This is a genomic window from Shimia sp. MIT910701 (assembly GCF_047126315.1).
Classification (GTDB): Bacteria; Pseudomonadota; Alphaproteobacteria; order Rhodobacterales; family Rhodobacteraceae; genus Shimia.
Map to the genome: position 1 here is coordinate 2,537,150 of NZ_CP138953.1, position 19,542 is coordinate 2,556,691.

Genomic DNA, 19,542 nt, shown 5'->3' on the forward strand with positions numbered 1-19,542 from the left:
TGGGCACTTAACGATCGCCCTCAATCAAGCCCAGACCTCGTAAGTAAACGCCAATGCCGCTTTCGAGCAAATCTTCCGGGGCAAAGGGGCTTTGGGTGCCCGGGGAGTTCCGGGCATAAAGCTCGACCACGCCGTGGCTCATGGCCCAGATATGGGCGGAGAACATGCTGGCGGGAGGGCGTTTTTCCGGCGGTATGTGCTTGGAAAGCTCAGCGGCGGCGTGTTCCATAACGCCGCGTGCGCGGGTGGCGACGGCAGCAAGCTCGGGCGTGCGGTTCACGGAAATGCCGCTTTCAAACATCGCGATGTAGTGGCCGGGGTATTTGCGGGCAAAGGCTAGGTAGGCGCGACCGGTGGCCTCAAAGGAGGCGAGCGCGGAGGGTTGGCCTTTGTCAAAGGCAAACTGCATCAAATCGGCAAAGATTTCGTAGCCTTGGCGGGCGGCTTCGGCGATGAGGTCTTCGCGTCCTTCAAAGTGGCGATAGACCGCAGCCGGGGTCACGCCAGCGGTTTTGGCAGCTTCCGACAAGGTAAAGCCGGTGGGGCCCTTGGCCTCAATCAGGCTCAAGGCGGCCTCAACCAAGGCCTGGCGCAGATTGCCGTGATGGTAGCCGCGTTTAGGCATTCCAGATGTCCGGTCCGCCGCAGATTTTGCTGTCGATGTCACCAATGGCGTCCACGTCTTTGCGGTCATAGGGCAGGGCGTGCAGCACGGTGCGGATGGCGTTTAAGCGCGCGCGGCGTTTGTCGTCAGAGCGGATGATGGTCCAGGGCGCGGCCTCAGAATGGGTCCGCTGCAACGTCTCGCTGATCGCGGCGGTGTAGGCATCCCAACGCTTGAGACCTTCGACGTCGATCCAGCTTAGCTTCCATTGTTTCAGCGGATCGGTTTCGCGGCTCAGAAAGCGGCGCAGCTGTTCGGCGCGGCCGACGTTGAGCCAGAATTTAAACAAGTAAATTCCGTCGTTTACGAGGGTTTCTTCGAGATTGGGCGCTTGGTGGAAGAAGCGCTCCCGCTCGGCCTGTTCGCAGAAGTCAAAGACCTTTTCGACCACACCGCGATTGTACCAGCTGCGGTCATAGAGCACCAACTCACCCCCAGACGGCAGGTGGTCAAAGTAGCGCTGGAAGTACCATTGGCTGCGCTCAGCATCGGTGGGTTTCGATAGGGCGACAATGCGGGCGCCACGCGGGTTCAGGTTCTCGCGGAAACGCTTGATGGTGCCGCCTTTGCCTGCGGCATCACGGCCTTCAAAGACACAGGCAATGCGGGCGCCGCTTTCTTTCGCCCAATGCTGCATTTTCACCAGTTCGATTTGCAACGCTTCGAGGTCGGCCTCGTAAGTTTTGCGTCCCAAACGGTCTTTGTGTGGGTAGCTATCAGAGAGTATGTCGTTCTTGCCCGCGTTTTGAATGGCCACGCGCACTTTGGCGGGGGCGTCGTTTTCAAAGTAGGCGCTGATCGCGCCGTCAAAGGGCAAGTCCATGAAAGCTCTCCGTTTTCCCCAATATGGGGCGTCCTGCACCGCAGTGCAATCGCGATGGCCGCGCGGCGGGGTCAGGCGCGCAGGTCGGTGATTTCATGGCCGATGCGGGACATGTCAAACGGTGTGGTTTGATAGATCTCGGAAATCCAGTTGCCATAAAGCAAATGCGCATGGCTGCGCCAGCGGTTCTGCGGCGGGTTGGAGGGATCATCATCAGGGTAGTAGTTGGAGGGCACATTGATTGGTGTGCCTTCGGACACGTCTCGATCGTATTCCTGTTTCAACGTGTCACTGTCGTATTCGAAGTGGTTGAAAATAAACAGATCTCTGGTTTTGGGGGCCTCGATCAGACAGGGGCCAACGTCCTCCGAATGCAACAAGGTGCGCAACTCCGGGCGGGCGTCTACCTCGTCCTGGCGGATTTCGGTCCAGCGGCTTACCGGGATGACACAATCATCGGAGAAGCCGCGTAGGAACGGCGAGGAATGCGCCAGATTTTGGTGCCGGAAGCAACCAAAAGCCTTGTGATCCAAGATGTATTTTTGCACGCCGTGGAAGTAGTTGATCATCGCCATGCCGCCCCAGCACACACCAAAAGTGGAGTGCACATGGGTGCGGGTCCAGTCAAAGACCTCGCAGAGTTCGTCCCAATAAGTGACTTCCTCAAACGGCAGATGCTCAATCGGCGCACCGGTGATGATGAGGCCGTCGAACTTTTCACCTGATGCCTTAACCTCTTGGAATGGCCGATAGAATTCGGCCATATGCTCCGCCGCCGTATTGCGGGTTTTGTGCTCGGACATACGGATGAGCGACAATTCCAGCTGCAACGGGGTCGCGCCGATCAGGCGGGCAAACTGGTTTTCCGTCTGAATTTTCTTCGGCATCAGGTTAAGAAGCCCGATACGCATCGGACGGATGTCCTGACGGGAGGCCTGATCCTCGGCCATGACCATAACGCCTTCGTGCTTGAGCACGTCAAAGGCGGGTAGGTCGGCGGGGATCTTGATGGGCATGTCAGTCTCTTAGTCTGTCAGTGGGGTAAATAGGCGTGAGGGCCATAGTTAGGCGGGGATCGCCGGATGCTCAAGGGCTGTGGCGATCACGTCGACGAAATCAGCCGCTGTTGCCACTTGGGAAACAGCTTCCGCGGTCACGGTGACGCCCCAACGAGACATGGCCTCATAGCGGGGCTGGCGGTGGGCCAAAGCGCGGGCGTAGGTCCAGCGTACAAAGGCATCCGGGTCCACGGCACTCTGGTCCTGACCTGTTTCATCGAGATAGGCGTGCCAGCACTCCAGCAGGAATTCCGGCTGATAATACATCGGTTTAGGCGCCTTATCAAAACGACGCACCAGCTCTTCGGTGTGGGCGTCAGAGCCTTTGATCCAGACCATCAATGTGTTTTGCGACAGGGATGTCAGGATCGGATCTTTGGGATCATCTGCGTCAACAACCTCGCAAATCGAGCCGCCGGTGTCGCAGACAAAATGGTCATAGCCATAAAGATCATGGGCGCGGGAAATGAAGGGCTCTGTGTCCATTAGGGCGGCCATTTCGGCGGTCCGGTGCTGGCGTTGGCGCAGCATATACTCGGCAAACAGCAAGCCGCCTTTTTCGGGGTTGCCGGGCTTGCCGAGGTAGGTGGAAAGGGGGGCGAGGTTGTTGAAGGTGATGTTGGAGCCGATGTAGATGCTGTCGGTCATCAGGAGTTCGCGCAGGAACGGGACCTTCATCGCCTCGCGTTTGGCGTTGTCCGCGATGTGTTCGCCCATGTAGCGGGTGCCGATGCGGTAGTCGATAGAGTAGTGGAACCAATCACCGTTGTCGCGCAACGTGTTGGAAATATTGGTTTTTCCCAAGCCAGACATGCCAAAGAGCAGCACTTTTTTCTGCGCCGCGTCGCGCCAGTCTTGCGCAGATGTGTAGATCATGGCCGATGCCCTTTTGCCGGTGTTGCCAGTTTGGTAGCGGGCCGCAGCAGGAGGGTCAAATGCTATTGGGAAGGAGCGTGTTAACCTGCAAAATTCGTGTCGGTAATACGTCGGTATCCCGACAGTTTTCCAACGGTGCAAAAATTGACGTGCACGTCATGGTAAATGGGGCGGGCGGTGCAACAGCACCACCCGCCAGAGCAGACTTAGCCCTTGCAGCCGGTGGCGGAGAGCTTGATGCCGGCAAAGCCGTGGCCGTCAAGCCAGCCTTTTTTGTCCCAGTCGCGGATAATGTCGCGGGTTTGGTCCGGCGTGAAGCCATGTCTGGGAAGGGTTTCTCCAGCCTCAATGGCGGTCATCTGACAGCCGTTGTCGCGGATCAATTTCAGCAGTTTGTCGGAGGCGTCATTGGCGGCAATTGCAGGCCGGGCGGTCAGGGATAGGGTGGCAGCGGCCAAAATACGCGCAGGAAAGTTCATCCGTGGCTTCCTCAATAAGTTGAACAATTGAGGCGGAGTTTCGGTGCGAATTGACCGTTTGGTCAAGCGCGGCTTAGGGGGAGAAAAATGCCGGGCGCGTCATATCTGAGGCTGATGGGGTTAGGGGCTTTGCCCCTCAGGGAGTCGGCGCCTCCCTTCACCCCAGGATATTTGGGGTAAGAAGAAGCTGGGACACTTGGTGCAGCACACAAAAAAGGCGCGGGCCGAAGCGCGCGCCTCTTGTGTGAGGTTCAAGCCGATTGTCTTGATCAGACCAGGCGGCTGTTTTCCTTGGCGGCGCGCACGAAGTCGCGGAACAGCGGGTGTGGATCAAAGGGCTTGGACTTGAGTTCCGGGTGGAACTGCACGCCGATGAACCAAGGGTGGTCTTCCCATTCCACGATCTCTGGCAGGCGGCCATCCGGGCTCATGCCGGAGAAACGCAGACCGCAGGCCTCGAGTTGCTCGCGGTATTTGATGTCCACCTCGTAGCGGTGGCGGTGGCGTTCTTCGATAGACGCGGCGCCGTAGACTTCGGCCACTTTTGAGCCTTCAGTCAGCGCGGCATCATAGGCGCCCAGGCGCATGGTGCCGCCTTTGGCGTCGGTGGCCTTGCGGGTGACCTTGGCGTTGCCCTGCACCCATTCCTTGAGGTGATAGACAACTGGTTCAAAGCGGGTTTTGCCGGCTTCGTGGTCAAACTCCTCAGAGCCCGCGTCGGCGATGCCCGCTTTGTTGCGGGCGGCTTCGATGACGGCCATTTGCATGCCAAGGCAGATGCCGAGGTAAGGCACTTTGTGCTCGCGGGCAAACTGCGCCGCTTTGATCTTGCCTTCGGTGCCGCGCTCGCCAAAGCCGCCGGGCACCAGAATGGCGTCGTAGCCTTCCAGATGTGGGGCGGCGTCGCCCTTGTCAAAGACCTCAGCGTCTACCCAGCTGACGTTGACTTTTACCCGGTTGGCCATGCCACCGTGGGTCAGCGCCTCTTTGATGGACTTATAGGCGTCTTCCAGTTGGGTGTATTTGCCCACAATGGCGACGTTGACCTTGCCGTCTGTGTTGTGGATGCGGTCGTTGACGTCTTCCCAAACGGTCAAGTCAGGGCGTGGGGCCGGGGCGATGCCGAACGCATCCAGTACGGCCTGATCGAGACCTTCGCGGTGATAGGCCAGCGGGGCTTCGTAGATCGATTTCAGATCGTAAGCAGCAACCACGTGCTCTTTGCGCACGTTACAGAACAGGGCGATCTTCTGGCGCTCTTTTTCCGGGATGGGCTGCTCGGAGCGGCAGACCAGAACGTCCGGCGCAATACCGATGGATTGCAGCTCTTTTACGGAGTGCTGGGTTGGCTTGGTCTTGAGCTCTCCGGAGGCGGCCAGATAGGGCAGCAGCGTCAGGTGCATGAAGATACATTCGCCACGCGGTTTGTCGTGGCTGAACTGACGAATGGCTTCAAAGAACGGCAGGCCTTCGATGTCGCCGACGGTGCCGCCGATTTCACAGAGCATGAAGTCAACTTCGTCGTCGCCCACATGCAGGAAGTCTTTGATCTCGTTGGTGACGTGGGGGACCACCTGAATGGTTTTGCCGAGGTAGTCGCCGCGGCGTTCTTTTTCCAGCACGTTGGAATAGACGCGGCCGGAGGAGACGGAATCGGTCATGCGCGCTGGCACGCCGGTGAAGCGCTCGTAGTGGCCGAGGTCGAGGTCTGTTTCTGCGCCATCGTCGGTGACAAACACTTCACCGTGTTCAAACGGCGACATGGTGCCGGGGTCCACGTTCAAGTAGGGATCCAGTTTGCGCAGGCGCACGGTGTAGCCCCGTGCTTGCAGCAGCGCCCCCAACGCCGCAGACGCCAGACCTTTGCCCAGCGAAGAAACAACCCCACCCGTAATGAAAATGTAGCGCGCCATGTGCGTGGCATCCCCCGTGATTGTCGACCCTCAGGCCGGACGATTGTCGATGTAGCAGCGCCCAAGTCAGTGCAGATTCGCCTGCAAATTTGACCCAGCATCACGGGACTTAAGTCATATAGGATTCGCAGCAAAAAGGCAACCGGACCGCAAGATGCTGTTGCGGTTGGCTGATAGGCCTCAAGCTGTGGTGGATGCCCGATGGGGGCAAAAAATCAGGCGGCTCCGAGGAACCGCCAGACCTTGTTCAGAGTGCGCGACGTTTAGTCGGCGCGTGGCACCAATGGCGCGTTGTCGCCTTCAGATGGCGGCAACAGCGAGTCGCCTGCGCCGGGCAGGGTTGGTGCGGTTTCTTCCGCGGCAGGCGCGGAGGTGCCCAGACGGTCAAACACCGAGCTGGAGGAAGAGTTGTTGGCTGCGATCACGGTCAGGGCGATCGAGGTGCAGATGAACGCGCCAGCCAGAATCCAGGTCACGCGGGTCAGCGCGGTGGCTGCTGCGCGGCCGGACACGGCGCCGCCGCCGCCGCCCATGCCGAGGCCGCCGCCTTCGGAACGTTGCATCAAAACGACGCCAATCAGCGCCAGAGCCAGAAGAAGGTGAATGATGAGGACAACGTTTTCCATTGGGACCTGTAAAAGCGAGCGTTCGGATTTTCTAGCGGCGTATGTAGGCAAGTTTGTCGCGAGGGGCAAGGTGGATTTGCGGGAGTTTGTCCGCAAGCGGGTTCTGGCCGTGCCGGAAGGGGAGAGATGTGCAGACAGGTGGGGGCGGAAGATGTGAAAAGCCCGACGGCGTCCACAAGACACCGCCGGGCAGGGATGTACAACGGTTTGGTGCTAAAAAGGGGCTTTGGCTCAATGCCACCACTCACGGGGCGGTTCGAGTAGTTTCACGGCAAACGAGTCGGAGCATGTGCAAGTTGGCACATGAGACCGGAAAAGCACGCTTCATTTGTTAAGTGGTTTTTCGGTGTCGTGTGTTTTTCTGCGGTGATGTTAATACCGCCGCCCGCCAAGGGAGCGGGGTTTCCAATCAGCAAGAGACGGCTTACGCCATGGACATCGATCATACTTTGATTTCTGAGATCTATCGCTCGGCCTCTTTAGAGCCGGCTTTTGTGCCGGCGCTGGCGCGGTTTGCCCGCCGGTATGAGGCGGCCGGCTCTTCTATTCTGATCAATGATGTGGTCGAGCCGGTTGTGTCGCAGATCCATTTCAGCCCGATCGAGATCGCTGAAAAGGTTGCGGAATTTATGCGGCTGTTTGGGCAAGACGAGCAGAAGGTTGTGCGCAAAGTGGGCGCAATGAACGAGCGCTTTCAGTTTATGTCGGAGGCCGACGCCCATGATCTTGGCGATGACATCAGTGCGGGGACAGCCTGGTCGCGCGAGCACATGGGGTTGGACAAACGCTATGCGGCGCGGCTGTCGGTGACACCGCTGTGGTTTGATTCCATCACGCTGAATTATGCGGTGAATCACCCGGGGATTAGCGAGAAGGCGAAAGTCGATGCGCCGGTGTATATGCAGCATTTTGCGGCCGCCCTGGACATGATGCGGCCGTTTCGACTGTTGCAGGCGCGCTTTAGAGCGGTGAGCGCGGCGCTGGACCGGATGACCTTGGGCGTTGCGGTGGTGGCTCGCAACGGCACTGTGGTGCATCACAATCGGCGGTTTGGTGATCTGGTAGATCAGCGGGACGGGGTTGCGCTGGACGCGTCGGGACAGTTGCGGTTTTCTGGTGCTGCGCGGCCGCAGGGCGGTCGACTGATGGCGCAGTTGCAGTCCTTTGCGGCGGACGACAGGCGTGGCGCGGATCGGGCGCATTATGTGTTTGAACGGCCCAGCGGGCGGATGGCTTATGTGGCGTCGCTCTGTCCGTTGGCAGAATTGATGGATGATGATCCGTCCACGGCGGAGATGGCGGTTCTGGTGATCAAGGATGTGAGCCTTGGGGACCCTATCGAGGTGGACGGGTTGGCGTCGATCTTTGCGCTGACGGAGGCGGAGGCTGAGGTGAGCCGATTGTTGGTCAATGGGGCGTCGGTGAAGGAGATTGCCGCGCAGCGCGACGTGAGTGTGGGCAGCACGCGCAATCAGATTTCATCGGTGTTGGAGAAGACGGCGTCTAAGTCGCAGACGCATTTGATCCGGACGGCGATGAAGGTGGATCTGCCGGTGGAGCCGGTGCCTGATCTGCCGGACGAGGAGGTCTAGAGCCGCGCACTCTCTCTGGACAGATTTGGGGGCTGGTGGCAGGGTGCGGCCATGCCACATGATCACGACCACCCGCATTCACACCTGCCATCGGACCCTGCGCTTCGGGTCAAGGCGTTGGAAACTTTGTTGACGGACAAAGGCTTGGTCGATCCGTCCGCCTTGGACGCCATCATCGATCTCTACCAAAACAAGATTGGCCCGCAGAACGGCGCGCAAGTGGTGGCGAAGATGTGGCGCGATCCGTCGTTTCACCGTCAGATGATCGAAGACCCGATGCCCACGCTTCAGGAGATGGGGCTCTATGGGCGGCAGGGCGAGCACATGGTGTTTGTCGAGAACACCGATGCGGTGCACAACATGGTCGTGTGCACGCTGTGCAGTTGTTATCCGTGGCCTTTGTTGGGCATTCCGCCAGGCTGGTACAAATCGGACGCCTATCGGGCGCGGGCGGTGCGCGAACCAAGGGCGGTTTTGGCGGAGTTTGGTGTGAGTCTGCCGGAGGGCAAGAAGGTACGGGTCTGGGACAGCACGGCCGAAGTGCGTTATCTGGTGGTGCCGCAGCGGCCAGCGGGCACAGAGGGGCTCAGCGAAGACGAACTTGCGGCCTTGGTCACGCGCGACAGCATGATTGGCACCGCATTGGCACAGGATCCTTTAACGGAGGAGCCAGGCGCATGAGCCGCATTCACGATATGGGTGGCCGTTTGGGCACCGGCGCTGTGGACCCGCAGGATGGCTATGACTTTGGGGAGGCCAAGGATTGGCACAAGCGGGCGCTGGCGCTCAATGTGGCTTGCGGTTTTTTGGGACAGTGGAACATTGATGCCTCCCGCCATGCGCGGGAGCTGCTGGACCCGCAGGATTACACGGCGTTCAGTTACTATGAAAAATGGATGGGCGGCCTCGCGGATCTGATGGTGGATCGCGGGGTGGTGACGGTTGAAGAGCTGGCCAGTGGACAGGCGGCGGGGGTGTCGCCGGTCTCTGAGCGGGCGGCCAAGCCGGAGACGGTTGAGGCGGTGCTGATGAATGGCAGTCCCTATACGCGGGAGGCAGCGGCGCCAGTGTTTGCAGTGGGGGCAAAGGTGAAGACCCGTCGCCCCGCGCGCAATGTGACGGTGCCGGGCGGGCACACGCGTTTGCCAGCCTATGCGGCGGGCGCCGTTGGCGAGGTTGTGTTGCAGCATGGTGCACATGTGTTTCCCGACAGCAACGCGCATTTCATAGGGGAAGCCGCCGAGCCGCTCTATGCGGTGCGGTTCACGGCGCAAGAGTTGTGGGGCGCAGAGGCCGATCCGCGCGATGAGGTCGTGCTGGACTTGTGGGAAAGTTATCTGGAGCCGGTGGCGTGATCTGGTGCGGCGACAAACCGGAACCGGCGTTTTCGGAGCCGTGGCATGCGCAGGTCTTTGCGATCACGGTGGCGCTTAACGAAGCGGGGCATTTTGAGTGGTCGGCCTGGGCGGAGCGGTTTGGGGCAACCTTCAAAGCCAATGGGCTGGCTAAGGAATTGGATGGCGGCGCAGATTATTTCAACGCGTGGCTGGAAACTCTTGAGGAGTTTCTGGCGGAGACCGGCATAGCCGGGACGGGCGCGCTTCAGCAGTTAAAAACGGCGTGGACAGAGGCCTATCTTTCCACGCCACATGGTCAGCCAGTCAATTTGGCAAAGCCGGTCTAACGCGAGGCGCCGAAGGCGCCGATGTGGGTGCTGCCCGAACCGCTGATCGCAAAGCTCGCCCCAACTTCTTCAGCGTTTGGGCCGTAGAAGCTGCCGGTTGCCGTACCGGAGCCTGCAGCGGAGGTAAGGTTCGCGTTGAAGCCCGCGTCATCAATTTGTCCGGTTCCGGAAAAATCTAGGGCGCTCGCGTCTTCGACGAACTGGTATGTGCCATCACTCAGTCTTTTGTGAGCTCCGTCAGTCCAGGTCGTATTTGAACTTTGAACCGAGATGGAACTGAAATCCGATGTTGTCACCGTCACGTCAAAGTTGGTGTCGCTGTGAATACCATCGTGATTTGCGATTCCGAGCCCTTTGCCGCGATAGGTCGCGGAGCTGCTTTGGGGCATAGCCGTTGCTCGGGTCGCCACGCCGTAATGTCCTGCGCCAGTTGTTGGGTTCTGACGGTCAAGATCATACCATGCGCCGTATACTAAGTGGTCAAGGCCACTTGAGTCGGTTTTTGAGAAGTAAGCGGCATCACCGTCGTCACGATTTTCCGCATCAGTGGAGTAATAGGTCGAATTTTCTCTGTAATAGATTTCGTCTCCATCCCGCGTATCAATGTCAAACTTGCTGTTTCCGGCTGAGCCTGAAATTGCGATTTGCTCGCCATTACTGAAAGTTATGGCAAGTGAACTGTCCTGAGGGCCGCTAGGGGTGTCATACGTGGTCGTGCCATCAGTCAAGTTTGTGGTGTAGGCAGCCGTATGAGCCTGTCCTTGCAGCTCAACAGCGCCGTCGGGGGGCAGCTCCGATGTGCTGGTGAAGGGGACTGGAGACGTGGATCCACCGCCGCAGGCGGACAAAGTCGTTACTAGGATTTGGAGAAGGGCTGCTTTTGGAAACTGCGCAAACATTGTGGTTCCGGAAATTTTCTAAATGTATGTGCGCTTATAGGGTGTATTGGTGGGGAGTTCCACACCTTATGGTGGTTTTTGCAAGTGCTGGGAAGGAGGGTTTTGCGGTGATTGAGGCCTGTTGGCGCTCTTTTGCGAGCCTACGCCTCGACGTCGTCCACATCCACTTGGCCGGTCAGCATGCGGCGCACGATGGACCAGCCGAGGCCAATGCCCAGCACAATAGAAAGCGCCAGGATGGCGAGCCAGATATTCACGGCGCCGTTGTCCAAGCTGAGCATGTCATAGTCGTGCAGAACCCAGGCGATGGCGGCGAGCACGGCGAGTACGACAGTCATGCCGAAGGCGCCGATGGAGCGCAGGGTGGCGCGGAGGTAGATCACATAGCCGATGAGCAGAAGCAGGCCCAGAAGCACGGTGAGCGGCAGTTCTTCGACGTAGTTGGCGCGGGCCCAGACGACATAGTTATAGTCGGTTGGGTTGTAGGTTGCTGCCAAAAGCAGAAAGGCGATCAGCCAGCGTAACAAGAGCCCCATCTCTGTCCCCTCAGATGTCTTGCCTGTCTTTTTCAGCAATCCTCGCGCAAAAAGGCGGGTTCTGTCCAGCCTGCGACAGCTTTTGTGGTTTCCCAAGCCAAACAACATGGCTACAAGGGCGCGGGTTTGAACTCTCTGCAAAGGACCGGATATGGCCAATGTTGTTGTTGTAGGCGCTCAGTGGGGCGACGAAGGTAAAGGCAAGATCGTTGACTGGCTCAGCGAACGTGCCGATGTCATCGCGCGTTTCCAAGGTGGGCATAACGCTGGCCACACGCTGGTGATCGACAGCAAGGTATACAAGCTGCACGCGCTGCCGTCCGGCGTTGTGCGTGGCGGCAAATTGTCCGTGATCGGCAACGGCGTTGTGCTGGACCCGTGGCATCTGGTGAAAGAGATTGCGACTGTGCGGGAGCAGGGCGTTGATATTTCGCCTGAGACGCTGATGATTGCGGAAAACACGCCGCTGATCATGCCATTCCACGGTGAGCTGGACCGGGCGCGGGAAGAAGCGGCCTCCAAAGGCACCAAGATTGGCACCACTGGGCGCGGCATTGGTCCGGCCTATGAGGACAAAGTGGGCCGTCGCGCGATCCGCGTGGCGGATCTGGCGGATGAGGCGACTCTGGAAGCCCGTGTGGACCGCGCACTGCAGCACCACGATCCGCTGCGCAAAGGTCTGGGCGTGGAGCCAATTGACCGCGACGCGTTGATTGTGCAGCTGAAAGAGATTGCCAAAGAAATCCTGCCTTATGCGGCGCCGGTTTGGAAAGTGCTGAACGAGAAGCGCAAAGCGGGCAAGCGGATTCTGTTTGAAGGCGCGCAAGGCGCGTTGCTGGACATCGATTTTGGCACCTATCCGTTTGTGACCTCCTCCAACGTGATTGCCGGGCAAGCCGCCACAGGCGTGGGCATTGGTCCGGGCTCCATCGATTATGTGCTGGGCATTGTGAAAGCCTACACCACCCGCGTGGGTGAGGGGCCGTTCCCAACTGAACTGCTGGATGCCGAGGGCAACCCGGATGCGGATGGCGAACGCCTTGGCACCCGTGGCCATGAGTTTGGCACCACCACTGGCCGTCAGCGTCGCTGTGGTTGGTTTGATGCCGCGCTGGTGCGTCAGACCTGCGCGACCTCCGGCATCAAAGGCATCTGCCTGACCAAGCTGGACGTACTGGACGGTTTTAAGACGCTGAAGATTTGCGTGGGCTATGAGCTGGACGGCGAAACGCTGGATTACCTGCCAACCGCAGCGGATCAGCAGGCGCGGTGTAAGCCGATCTATGAAGAGATTGATGGCTGGTCTGAGACCACCGAAGGCGCGCGCAGCTGGAACGATCTGCCAGCCAATGCTGTGAAATACGTGAAGCGCGTAGAAGAGCTGATCGAGTGCCCTGTGGCGCTGTTGTCGACCAGCCCGGAGCGGGAAGACACCATTCTGGTCACCGATCCATTTGCGGATTGATTGCGTAAGCCTCTGAAAGGAGACTGACATGGCGTTGAGTTACAAAGGCCGTCGCCGCATGGCGCTTCTGGTGCTGGTTGTGGGGCTGCCGATCTACATTCTGGTGGCCTCTGTGCTGGCAACCACCATAGCGCCGGATTCGGTGCTGGTGACGTTGTTGCTGTATGTCGGTTTGGGGATTGTGTGGATCCTGCCGTTTAAGTCGCTGTTCAAAGGCATTGGTCAGGAAGATCCAGACGCCACGCCGCGTCGGTTTGATGACGATCCCTAAGATGGCCTTGCAGAAAGATAGTGGGCGGCGGCACCTCGGTGTCGCCGTTTTGCGTTTTTGAGGGTGTGCGGATGTGGAGACTTGCGGCGGTGCATCGCGCGCGAGAAGGTTGGGCATGGCTGAGTTGACCTTACGTGCGCCTTATTCTTATCGGGACGATCCCGCAGTGCCGCCGTTTGACGACAGTGGACCAGTGACGGTGATGGATGGCGATTGTGCGCTGTGCAGTTTTGGCGCGCGGATGATTGCGCGGTTTGATCGGGATGAGGTGTTTCGGATTTGCCCGGGGCAGACCGCGTTGGGCACGGCTTTGTTGGGGCATTACGGGCTGAAACCTGATGATCCGGAAAGCTGGCTGCTGATTGTCGACGGGCAGGCCTACAGCTCGCTTGATGCCATTATCCGTGTCGGACAAACGGTTGGCGGCGTTGGGCATGGGCTGCGGGTGCTGCGGATTTTGCCACGCAGTGTGCAGGATTGGATTTACCGCCGGATTGCGCGCAATCGGTATGCGATGTTTGGCAAAGGGGATATGTGCGCCTTGCCCGACGAACGGCTGCGCAAACGGTTGCTGCAAAAATGAAAAGCCCGATCGGATGATCGGGCTTTTGTTTTGCGTATTTGGCAGGGCTTAACCGGCTTTGCTGTCCCGCGGCTTGAAGTTGATCGAGGCGTTGGCGGTAAAGCGCCCACCGGCCACCTTGTCGATCTTCTTGTCGCGCAGCAGCTGACCAAAGGCGCGCAGGCCCTCTTCGCGGGTGAACTGTGGAACGTTCACTTCGCGCGACATGCGCATCAGCATCGGACGGGAGAAGCGCTCCAGACCTTCAACAAAGGTCAGGTACGCGGCGGCCGCTTCGGTGCTTTCCGGCAGCTGGGTTGCCCCCATGCTGGCGGCGTAGTCAGCAAACCCGCTCAACGTTGTGCCTTTAGCGCTGACCGGGGCAGCGGACTTCGCAACTTCGTCGCGGTCCAGTTGGTCAGAAGACACCCGACGCGGACGAACAGGGACGCGACGGGGGGCTTTTTGTGCGGTTTCAGGCGCAGGCTGAGCGGGTTGTTCGGGGTTGGCTTCGGCTGTGGCGTCTACACGCTGTGCCGCAACCAGTTTCAGAGGCGCAGGGGCCGCTTTGGTGGATTTGGCCTCAGGGGATTTGCCACCAGGGACAGAGCGCACAACAGAGGCAAGATCCCCACGATAGGCCACCGTATCGTCTTTCTTCTTGGCGTCGGTGCCAGCGCGTTTTTCGGCACGGGTGGCGGCAACGGCGGCGCGCAGATGCGCGATGGCGCTGCGGCGGCCTTTGCCCTGTGGCTCTTCCATCTCGCTGTTGGCCTTGGCCATCAGGCGCGACAGATCCGGCTCCGGCGCAGGTTGACGGGCTTCTGCAGGTTTGGGCGCTTCTGGCTCCGTAGGCGTGTCGAGCACAACCGGCGCTTCGGCCTTGGGGGCGGGTGCTTCTGCTTTTGCCTCGGCCTCGGCCACATCAGATTGCTTCAGCTCCGCTTCCACCTGGGCCAGTTCGGCCAGCAAGTCAGCCTCGTCTTCCGGCGTCAGGCTGGTTGGCTTGGGTGCTTCTGGCGCAGGGGTTGCTTCGGCGGCGTCTTCGTTTTCCGGATCCGCTTCCAGTCGGCCAGAGGCTACGGCGTCCTCAAAGTCTGCCTTTTTCATACGCACCACACGGGCGCGCAGCGGGCGGACTTTTGGCTTTACCACTTCTGGTTCAGACTCGGCGGCAACCTCTTCGATCTCTTCGGCCTTGGCCTCGACCACTTCGGCGTCTTCCACGGCAGCAGGGGCTTCGACGATCTCCTCCACCAGTTCAGCGGCGGCTTCGATCTCGGCATCGTCTTCCAGGTTCACCGGGGTGAGGTCCATTGGCGCGAGGTCTTCGTCAAAGATGTTGGCTTCATCGGTGGCGGCGACGGTGGTCAGCTCTGGCTGATCGTCTTCGGCGTCCACCGCATCGGCCTCTGGCTCGGCTTCAACGCGGGCCACCACGGCGCGGATGCGCTCCAGCTTGGCGGCGATGGAGTTTTCTTCATACTCCGGTGCGTCGTCGGCGTCTTCCCAGTCGGCGGCTTCGGAGATGTCCTCAGCAACCTCTTCCACCACATCTTCGGCAAACGGGTCAGTGCTGTCCTCAACCGGTGCGTCGAGCACCAGCAGGTCGGCGTTGTCATTCTCGTCGTCGGTTTGCAGCTGATCGTCAGACAGGGCGTCGACAGCGGACACAGCGGCAGAGATGCCGGCCAGGTCCACTTCAGGCGCGTCCTCGGCAACCTCTTCTGCGGCTTCAACAGGGGCTTCTTCAGCCACGGCGTCTTCGACCACGTCCTCTACTGCTTTGGCAACAGGTGCCGCTTCAGGTTCAGGCAGGCTGTCTTCGGCAATGGCGGCCATCACGCTGTCGGCGATGGTGTCCTCTTCGGAGGCAGCTTCTTCAGCGGCTTCAACTTCGGCGGTTTCAGCAACCGGTTCAGCAGCGGCTTCTTCTGCTTCGGCAACCTCAACTGGTTCCGCTTCGACTTCGACAGAAGCGTCTTCCGCTGGAGTTTCTTCGGCCACAACCTCTTCGGCGGCGACTTCTACAGTTTCCTCGACAACAGGCGCCTCTTCGATCACGTCTTCCTCGGCAGTTTCAACCACGTCCGCAACAGCAGCTTCAACCGGGGTGTCTTCCACAACCGGCGCGGCAGACTCTTCCGCAGCCTCTTCGACCACAGGTGCCGCAACAGGCGCGGCTGCCACTGTAGCCGGTTGCGGCGCGGGCTCGGCCACGGCTTCCGGCTGCGCTGCTGGGGCGGTCTCGGCAACGGGCTGTGCTTCGGCATCGGGTTTGGGCTCACCGGCGCTCAAGACAATGGCGCCATGATCCAAACGCGCGCTGACGCGGCGGGCGATTTCTTTTTCTGCGATGCGGGCAAGCATCTCGGCATCCGGGGTCGGGGGCTCGGCACCGAAATACCGGTCGTCCGCGGCCAGATCCCTGAAATACTCAGCGATTGCCTTCATTGTATCAAACGACTCCTCAAACCCTTCTAGGGTGCAGGAGAATGTCCCGTAAGACACCGTGAGCACTTTGTTATTGGTAACCATCTTCTGTGGGTCCTTTGCACTACTCGCCGATCAAACTACCACCAAAGGAAAGTCGAAACGTGACCGATTCTGTGGAAGACAGCGTATCATTTCTAGGCCAAATTGTGGCGAAACGCTTTTGAGAGGGGCGGAGAGGGGAGAAATGACGGCCATTGTTCACAGTTTGGAACCAATCACGCTAGTTGGTGCGGGATCGTTGAGTGATTCCGATATAGACGACTCATTGGCTTTGGCCCCGACATTGGTGGCCGCGGATGGCGGCGCGGCGCATTGTTTGGCCGCGGAGCACATGCCGGAGGCGGTGATTGGGGACATGGACAGCCTGGACATGGTGCAAGCGGCGGGCATTCCCTGGGAGCGGCTGCATGAGATCACCGAGCAGGACAGCACCGATTTTGACAAGGCGCTGCGCCACATTGAAACGCCGCTGGTGGTGGCCGTGGGCTTCACCGGCGCGCGGATGGATCACGAGTTGGCAGCCCACAACGTGTTGGTGCGACGGGCGGACCGGCGCTGTGTGCTGGTGGGGGAGACCGATGTGCTCTGTGTTGCGCCGCCGAGGCTAAAGCTGGACCTGCCGGTGGGGACGCGGGTGTCGCTGTTTCCGATGCGGGCCGTGACGGGGCGCTCAGAAGGGTTGAAGTGGCCGATTGACGACATCGCGTTTGCGCCGGATGGCCTGATTGGCACGTCCAATGCCGCCACCGGACCTGTGACTTTGGAGATGGATGGGCCGGGGATGCTGCTGATCCTGCCCAAAACGTTTTTACCGCTGTTGGTTAAGACGCTGCTTGCGACGCCTGAAGGCTGGCCCGCTCCCTGAACACCACATAAAGACCGGCGGCCATGGTCACGCATATGCCAAATGCGGCGAGGCCATTGGGCCAGTCGCCAAAGATCAGCCAGCCGATCAGCGCAGCGATGGGGATCTCCAGATATTGCATCGAGGCGAGGGTAGACGAGGGGGCGTAGCGCAGGCTCCAGGTCATCAGGAGATGCGCGGCGGTTCCGATGACGCCAATTGCCAGCAGTAGGCCCCAATAGTTATTGTCAGGACTTGCCAGCGACAGGGCGGGCCAGTTCAGCGATTGGCCGACGAAGAGCGCGACGGCAATGAAGACAGACCCAAGCACACCGCTGACTGCCTGAACGCCAATGGGATCGGTGTCTTTGGCAATCTGTCGGGTGACCAGCATGAAAAGCGCAAAGATTACCGCAACGCCCAAGGGCAACAGCGCTGGGGCGCCCACCTCAACGAAACTGGGCTGGATGACCATAAGCGTGCCGGCAAATCCCACAACGCAGGCCCAAAGGCGGCGCATGCCAACCTCTTCGTTGAGGACATATTTCCCCAGCACCAGCATGATGAACGGCATGACAAAGGCAATGGCAACCGCATCCGCCAACGGCAGGTAGCGTAGGGCGGTGAACATAAATGCAATGCCCGCGACATGCAGTAGGGTGCGCCAGACCACCAGTTTGAACACGCGGCGCGTCATGCGCCATGGGCGGCGGGTCAGGATCACAATGGGAATGAGGATCAGCGCCTGAATGGCAAAGCGGATGAAGACAAGCTGCCCCAGCGGTACCGCGCCAGAAAGAAGTTTGGCCACGGCATCGCCCAATGGGGCAAGCACGCAAAAGCCAAGCATCAATAGAATGCCGAGCAGGGGACGGTCTTGGTGCGCTGAATGTTCGTTCATTTGGGCACGCTAGGTGGGCGTGTTAACCAAGGCAACAGAAAGATTGTGCCGACACAATGCCTTGGGGTGTCAGAATTCGGTGATGCCGGCTTGAACTGGGCGCTCCAGTGAGGTCGAGAGCGCGACATAGGTTTTGGTGCTGACCACTTCGGGCATATCGTAGATGCGTTTGAGCAAGTCCTCCATGGCTTTGGAATCCTGCATCCGCACTTTCAACAACATGCAGGTGTCCCCGGTCACCGAGTGGATTTCCTCAACTTCGGGCAGGTCGCCAAGGCCGAGGATGGCGTCAGTTTTGCCCCAGCCGGAAGTGTTCACATGCAAAAAGGCCAGGAACGGCTTGCCGGTCATCTCCGGATTGAGCAGCGCAGAGACGCCAGAAATGCGGCCCGTCGCTTTGTAGCGTTTGACCCGTTCATGCACGGCCGGCGGGGACAGTCCCACTTTGTCCCCCAAAGTAGCGTAGCTTTGTTCGGCATCTGCGCTCAGAAGCCCTAATAGTTTTCGGTCAATGGCGTCCAAACCCTGTTTGTCTTTGAGTGACATCTGAACCTCATTCGGAATTTTTACCTATTTGCATTATGGCATACACAGTTTGTGTCGGATTGGCTATCCAGTCTCCAAAATACGGAGTCTGTGATGAAGCCAGTTTGGGTGTTGATGTGTGCCATTGCGGTGGTGGGGTCCAATTCCTTGGTGTTGAGCCCGATTGCCGCGGATGTGGCACTGGATTTTGCAGGCGCAAGCGCGCCTGATGTGATGTTGGCCTCTGCGATCTACGGCGGAAGCACGGCGGTGAGCGCCTTGTTTTTGGCACCGCGGGCCGATCAGATCGGATTAAAACGCGCGTTGGTTCTGGCGCTGATTGTTTTGGTTGTGGCTTTGCTGGCCAGCGCCCTGGCGCCATCCTTGGCTATTCTCAAACTGGCGCAAGGTCTGGCGGGGATTGGCGCGGGGCTTGCTTTGCCGGCCACCTACGGGTTGGCTGCGGATGTGTCTCCCAAGGGGCAGGAAAGCGCGACGCTTGGCAAAGTTCTGACTGGATGGACCCTGAGCCTTGTGGCAGGGGTGTCCTTTGCGGCGGTGCTGGCGGATGTGGTGCATTGGCGGGCGGTGTTTGGCCTGATGACTGCGCTAAGCGCGGGGCTGATTGTGTTGATTTGGCACATGCAGGTGCCATCCCGCCCTGCGGTGCAGCCAGTATCGCCGTTCAAGGCGTTTCGCGTGCCAGGATTGTTGCCGATCCTCGGGGCGGTCGTGGCGTTTATGAGCGCGTTTTACGGGCTTTACGCCTTCCTCGGGACTCATTTGACCACAGTTTTGGGGTTTTCCACCGGCATGGCCGGGCTTGGCGCGCTGACCTACGGCGTGGGCTTTGGTGTGGTGGCGCCGCTGGACCGGTTGATTGATCGCTTTGGCGCCACACAAGCCGCGCCGGTGGTCTTTGGCGCCTTGTTGCTGGTGTATTTGCTGATGGCGGCTTTGGCGGGGCAGGGGGTGGCGATCTTTGCGGTGTGCCTGCTGTGGGGCGCGGTGAACCATCTGGGGCTCAATATCCTGGTGGGACAGTTGAGCGCCCTGTCGCCAAGCCAGCGCGGGGCGATTTTGGGGCTCTATAGCGCGACCACCTATGTGGCGATGTTTGTCGGCACCGCCGTCTTTCGGCTGGTGTTTGAGGCGCAGGGGTTTGCGATGACGGCATTGGTGTCGGCGGTCTGCGTTGCGCCCGCGTTGATCGGTGCGATCTGGGCGCTGCGGCGGGCAGGGCGCGTAGCGGTCCCGGCGGCGGAGTAAAAAAAGGGCCAGCACAAGGCTGGCCCGACAGGGAGTGAGCGCGGGCGATGGATCGACGC

General features: G+C 59.6%; 21 protein-coding genes. 9 read left to right on the plus strand and 12 right to left on the minus strand.

Annotated elements, in window-relative coordinates; genetic code table 11:
• Positions 1-7 precede the first annotated feature (7 nt).
• The 7 genes from SIB38_RS12195 to secG form a co-directional block, all read right to left on the minus strand.
• The gene (locus SIB38_RS12195; RefSeq protein ID WP_294113302.1) at positions 8-625 is read right to left on the minus strand and encodes a TetR/AcrR family transcriptional regulator; all 618 of its coding nucleotides are present in this window, start codon (positions 623-625) and stop codon (positions 8-10) included.
• Positions 618-1,487, minus strand: a complete 870-nt coding sequence (gene ppk2, locus SIB38_RS12200; protein ID WP_294113300.1) for a polyphosphate kinase 2 — start codon at positions 1,485-1,487, stop codon at positions 618-620. The genes SIB38_RS12195 and ppk2 overlap by 8 nt, the downstream gene beginning before the upstream one ends.
• A gap of 71 nt (positions 1,488-1,558) precedes the next feature.
• Positions 1,559-2,503, minus strand: coding sequence for a homoserine O-acetyltransferase MetA (gene metA / locus SIB38_RS12205; RefSeq protein ID WP_412550239.1), 945 nt, complete (start codon positions 2,501-2,503; stop codon positions 1,559-1,561).
• A gap of 48 nt (positions 2,504-2,551) precedes the next feature.
• On the minus strand, positions 2,552-3,421 hold the full coding sequence (locus SIB38_RS12210) for an ATPase (protein ID WP_412550240.1): 870 nt from the start codon (positions 3,419-3,421) through the stop codon (positions 2,552-2,554).
• A gap of 206 nt (positions 3,422-3,627) precedes the next feature.
• Positions 3,628-3,900, minus strand: a complete 273-nt coding sequence (locus SIB38_RS12215; protein ID WP_294113292.1) for a hypothetical protein — start codon at positions 3,898-3,900, stop codon at positions 3,628-3,630.
• Between the two features lie 269 nt (positions 3,901-4,169).
• A complete protein-coding gene (locus SIB38_RS12220; RefSeq protein WP_294113289.1) occupies positions 4,170-5,813 on the minus strand; it encodes a CTP synthase in 1,644 nt (547 codons plus the stop codon).
• 263 nt (positions 5,814-6,076) lie between these two features.
• Positions 6,077-6,439, minus strand: a complete 363-nt coding sequence (gene secG / locus SIB38_RS12225) for a preprotein translocase subunit SecG (RefSeq protein WP_294113287.1) — start codon at positions 6,437-6,439, stop codon at positions 6,077-6,079.
• A 431-nt stretch (positions 6,440-6,870) separates the two neighbouring features.
• On the opposite strand from secG, the gene SIB38_RS12230 reads away from it, so the two are divergent.
• Genes SIB38_RS12230 through SIB38_RS12245 form a run of 4 tightly spaced genes read left to right on the plus strand, consistent with a single transcriptional unit; the run spans position 6,871 to position 9,715 of the window.
• Entirely contained in the window at positions 6,871-8,031 is a 1,161-nt protein-coding gene (locus SIB38_RS12230; RefSeq protein ID WP_412550241.1) for a helix-turn-helix transcriptional regulator, read from the plus strand.
• A 51-nt stretch (positions 8,032-8,082) separates the two neighbouring features.
• On the plus strand, positions 8,083-8,712 hold the full coding sequence (nthA, locus tag SIB38_RS12235) for a nitrile hydratase subunit alpha (protein ID WP_294113283.1): 630 nt from the start codon (positions 8,083-8,085) through the stop codon (positions 8,710-8,712).
• Positions 8,709-9,386, plus strand: a complete 678-nt coding sequence (gene nthB / locus SIB38_RS12240; RefSeq protein ID WP_412550242.1) for a nitrile hydratase subunit beta — start codon at positions 8,709-8,711, stop codon at positions 9,384-9,386. Before nthA ends, nthB begins: the two co-directional genes overlap by 4 nt.
• Entirely contained in the window at positions 9,383-9,715 is a 333-nt protein-coding gene (locus SIB38_RS12245) for a nitrile hydratase accessory protein (protein WP_412550243.1), read from the plus strand. Before nthB ends, SIB38_RS12245 begins: the two co-directional genes overlap by 4 nt.
• On the opposite strand, the gene SIB38_RS12250 is transcribed toward SIB38_RS12245, so the two are convergent.
• Both SIB38_RS12250 and SIB38_RS12255 read right to left on the minus strand, forming a co-directional pair.
• Positions 9,712-10,614 (minus strand): transferrin-binding protein-like solute binding protein, encoded by a 903-nt coding sequence (locus tag SIB38_RS12250; protein WP_294113277.1) that lies wholly within the window; start codon positions 10,612-10,614, stop codon positions 9,712-9,714. The genes SIB38_RS12245 and SIB38_RS12250 overlap by 4 nt on opposite strands.
• Positions 10,615-10,754: 140 nt before the next feature.
• The gene (locus SIB38_RS12255) at positions 10,755-11,150 is read right to left on the minus strand and encodes a DUF6524 family protein (protein WP_294113276.1); all 396 of its coding nucleotides are present in this window, start codon (positions 11,148-11,150) and stop codon (positions 10,755-10,757) included.
• Between the two features lie 151 nt (positions 11,151-11,301).
• Between SIB38_RS12255 and SIB38_RS12260 the strand changes: the two genes are divergently transcribed.
• The 3 genes from SIB38_RS12260 to SIB38_RS12270 all read left to right on the plus strand — a co-directional run bounded on the left by SIB38_RS12260 (position 11,302) and on the right by SIB38_RS12270 (position 13,469).
• On the plus strand, positions 11,302-12,615 hold the full coding sequence (locus SIB38_RS12260) for an adenylosuccinate synthase (protein ID WP_412550244.1): 1,314 nt from the start codon (positions 11,302-11,304) through the stop codon (positions 12,613-12,615).
• A gap of 28 nt (positions 12,616-12,643) precedes the next feature.
• Positions 12,644-12,886, plus strand: coding sequence for a DUF2842 domain-containing protein (locus SIB38_RS12265; protein ID WP_294113273.1), 243 nt, complete (start codon positions 12,644-12,646; stop codon positions 12,884-12,886).
• A 115-nt stretch (positions 12,887-13,001) separates the two neighbouring features.
• Positions 13,002-13,469 (plus strand): thiol-disulfide oxidoreductase DCC family protein, encoded by a 468-nt coding sequence (locus tag SIB38_RS12270; RefSeq protein ID WP_294113271.1) that lies wholly within the window; start codon positions 13,002-13,004, stop codon positions 13,467-13,469.
• A 48-nt stretch (positions 13,470-13,517) separates the two neighbouring features.
• On the opposite strand, the gene SIB38_RS12275 is transcribed toward SIB38_RS12270, so the two are convergent.
• Entirely contained in the window at positions 13,518-15,986 is a 2,469-nt protein-coding gene (locus tag SIB38_RS12275) for a hypothetical protein (RefSeq protein ID WP_412550245.1), read from the minus strand.
• A gap of 142 nt (positions 15,987-16,128) precedes the next feature.
• Between SIB38_RS12275 and SIB38_RS12280 the strand changes: the two genes are divergently transcribed.
• Complete coding sequence (locus tag SIB38_RS12280; RefSeq protein WP_294113269.1) at positions 16,129-16,809, plus strand: thiamine diphosphokinase; 681 nt, start codon at positions 16,129-16,131, stop codon at positions 16,807-16,809.
• On the opposite strand, the gene SIB38_RS12285 is transcribed toward SIB38_RS12280, so the two are convergent.
• Positions 16,766-17,689, minus strand: coding sequence for a DMT family transporter (locus SIB38_RS12285; RefSeq protein WP_294113267.1), 924 nt, complete (start codon positions 17,687-17,689; stop codon positions 16,766-16,768). The genes SIB38_RS12280 and SIB38_RS12285 overlap by 44 nt on opposite strands.
• 69 nt (positions 17,690-17,758) lie before the next feature.
• Positions 17,759-18,235, minus strand: coding sequence for an Lrp/AsnC family transcriptional regulator (locus SIB38_RS12290; protein WP_412550246.1), 477 nt, complete (start codon positions 18,233-18,235; stop codon positions 17,759-17,761).
• A gap of 93 nt (positions 18,236-18,328) precedes the next feature.
• Between SIB38_RS12290 and SIB38_RS12295 the strand changes: the two genes are divergently transcribed.
• On the plus strand, positions 18,329-19,483 hold the full coding sequence (locus SIB38_RS12295; RefSeq protein WP_412550247.1) for an MFS transporter: 1,155 nt from the start codon (positions 18,329-18,331) through the stop codon (positions 19,481-19,483).
• The last annotated feature ends 59 nt before the right edge of the window (positions 19,484-19,542 follow it).

Bases quoted from the DNA above. Each gene is read 5' to 3' on its own strand.
- SIB38_RS12195 (WP_294113302.1), bottom strand. From the start codon at position 625: ATGCCTAAACGCGGCTACCATCACGGCAATCTGCGCCAGGCCTTGGTT.
- ppk2 (WP_294113300.1), bottom strand. From the start codon at position 1,487: ATGGACTTGCCCTTTGACGGCGCGATCAGCGCCTACTTTGAAAACGAC.
- metA (WP_412550239.1), bottom strand. From the start codon at position 2,503: ATGCCCATCAAGATCCCCGCCGACCTACCCGCCTTTGACGTGCTCAAG.
- SIB38_RS12210 (WP_412550240.1), bottom strand. From the start codon at position 3,421: ATGATCTACACATCTGCGCAAGACTGGCGCGACGCGGCGCAGAAAAAA.
- SIB38_RS12215 (WP_294113292.1), bottom strand. From the start codon at position 3,900: ATGAACTTTCCTGCGCGTATTTTGGCCGCTGCCACCCTATCCCTGACC.
- SIB38_RS12220 (WP_294113289.1), bottom strand. From the start codon at position 5,813: ATGGCGCGCTACATTTTCATTACGGGTGGGGTTGTTTCTTCGCTGGGC.
- secG (WP_294113287.1), bottom strand. From the start codon at position 6,439: ATGGAAAACGTTGTCCTCATCATTCACCTTCTTCTGGCTCTGGCGCTG.
- SIB38_RS12230 (WP_412550241.1), top strand. From the start codon at position 6,871: ATGGACATCGATCATACTTTGATTTCTGAGATCTATCGCTCGGCCTCT.
- nthA (WP_294113283.1), top strand. From the start codon at position 8,083: ATGCCACATGATCACGACCACCCGCATTCACACCTGCCATCGGACCCT.
- nthB (WP_412550242.1), top strand. From the start codon at position 8,709: ATGAGCCGCATTCACGATATGGGTGGCCGTTTGGGCACCGGCGCTGTG.
- SIB38_RS12250 (WP_294113277.1), bottom strand. From the start codon at position 10,614: ATGTTTGCGCAGTTTCCAAAAGCAGCCCTTCTCCAAATCCTAGTAACG.
- SIB38_RS12255 (WP_294113276.1), bottom strand. From the start codon at position 11,150: ATGGGGCTCTTGTTACGCTGGCTGATCGCCTTTCTGCTTTTGGCAGCA.
- SIB38_RS12260 (WP_412550244.1), top strand. From the start codon at position 11,302: ATGGCCAATGTTGTTGTTGTAGGCGCTCAGTGGGGCGACGAAGGTAAA.
- SIB38_RS12265 (WP_294113273.1), top strand. From the start codon at position 12,644: ATGGCGTTGAGTTACAAAGGCCGTCGCCGCATGGCGCTTCTGGTGCTG.
- SIB38_RS12270 (WP_294113271.1), top strand. From the start codon at position 13,002: ATGGCTGAGTTGACCTTACGTGCGCCTTATTCTTATCGGGACGATCCC.
- SIB38_RS12275 (WP_412550245.1), bottom strand. From the start codon at position 15,986: ATGGTTACCAATAACAAAGTGCTCACGGTGTCTTACGGGACATTCTCC.
- SIB38_RS12280 (WP_294113269.1), top strand. From the start codon at position 16,129: ATGACGGCCATTGTTCACAGTTTGGAACCAATCACGCTAGTTGGTGCG.
- SIB38_RS12285 (WP_294113267.1), bottom strand. From the start codon at position 17,689: ATGAACGAACATTCAGCGCACCAAGACCGTCCCCTGCTCGGCATTCTA.
- SIB38_RS12290 (WP_412550246.1), bottom strand. From the start codon at position 18,235: ATGTCACTCAAAGACAAACAGGGTTTGGACGCCATTGACCGAAAACTA.
- SIB38_RS12295 (WP_412550247.1), top strand. From the start codon at position 18,329: ATGAAGCCAGTTTGGGTGTTGATGTGTGCCATTGCGGTGGTGGGGTCC.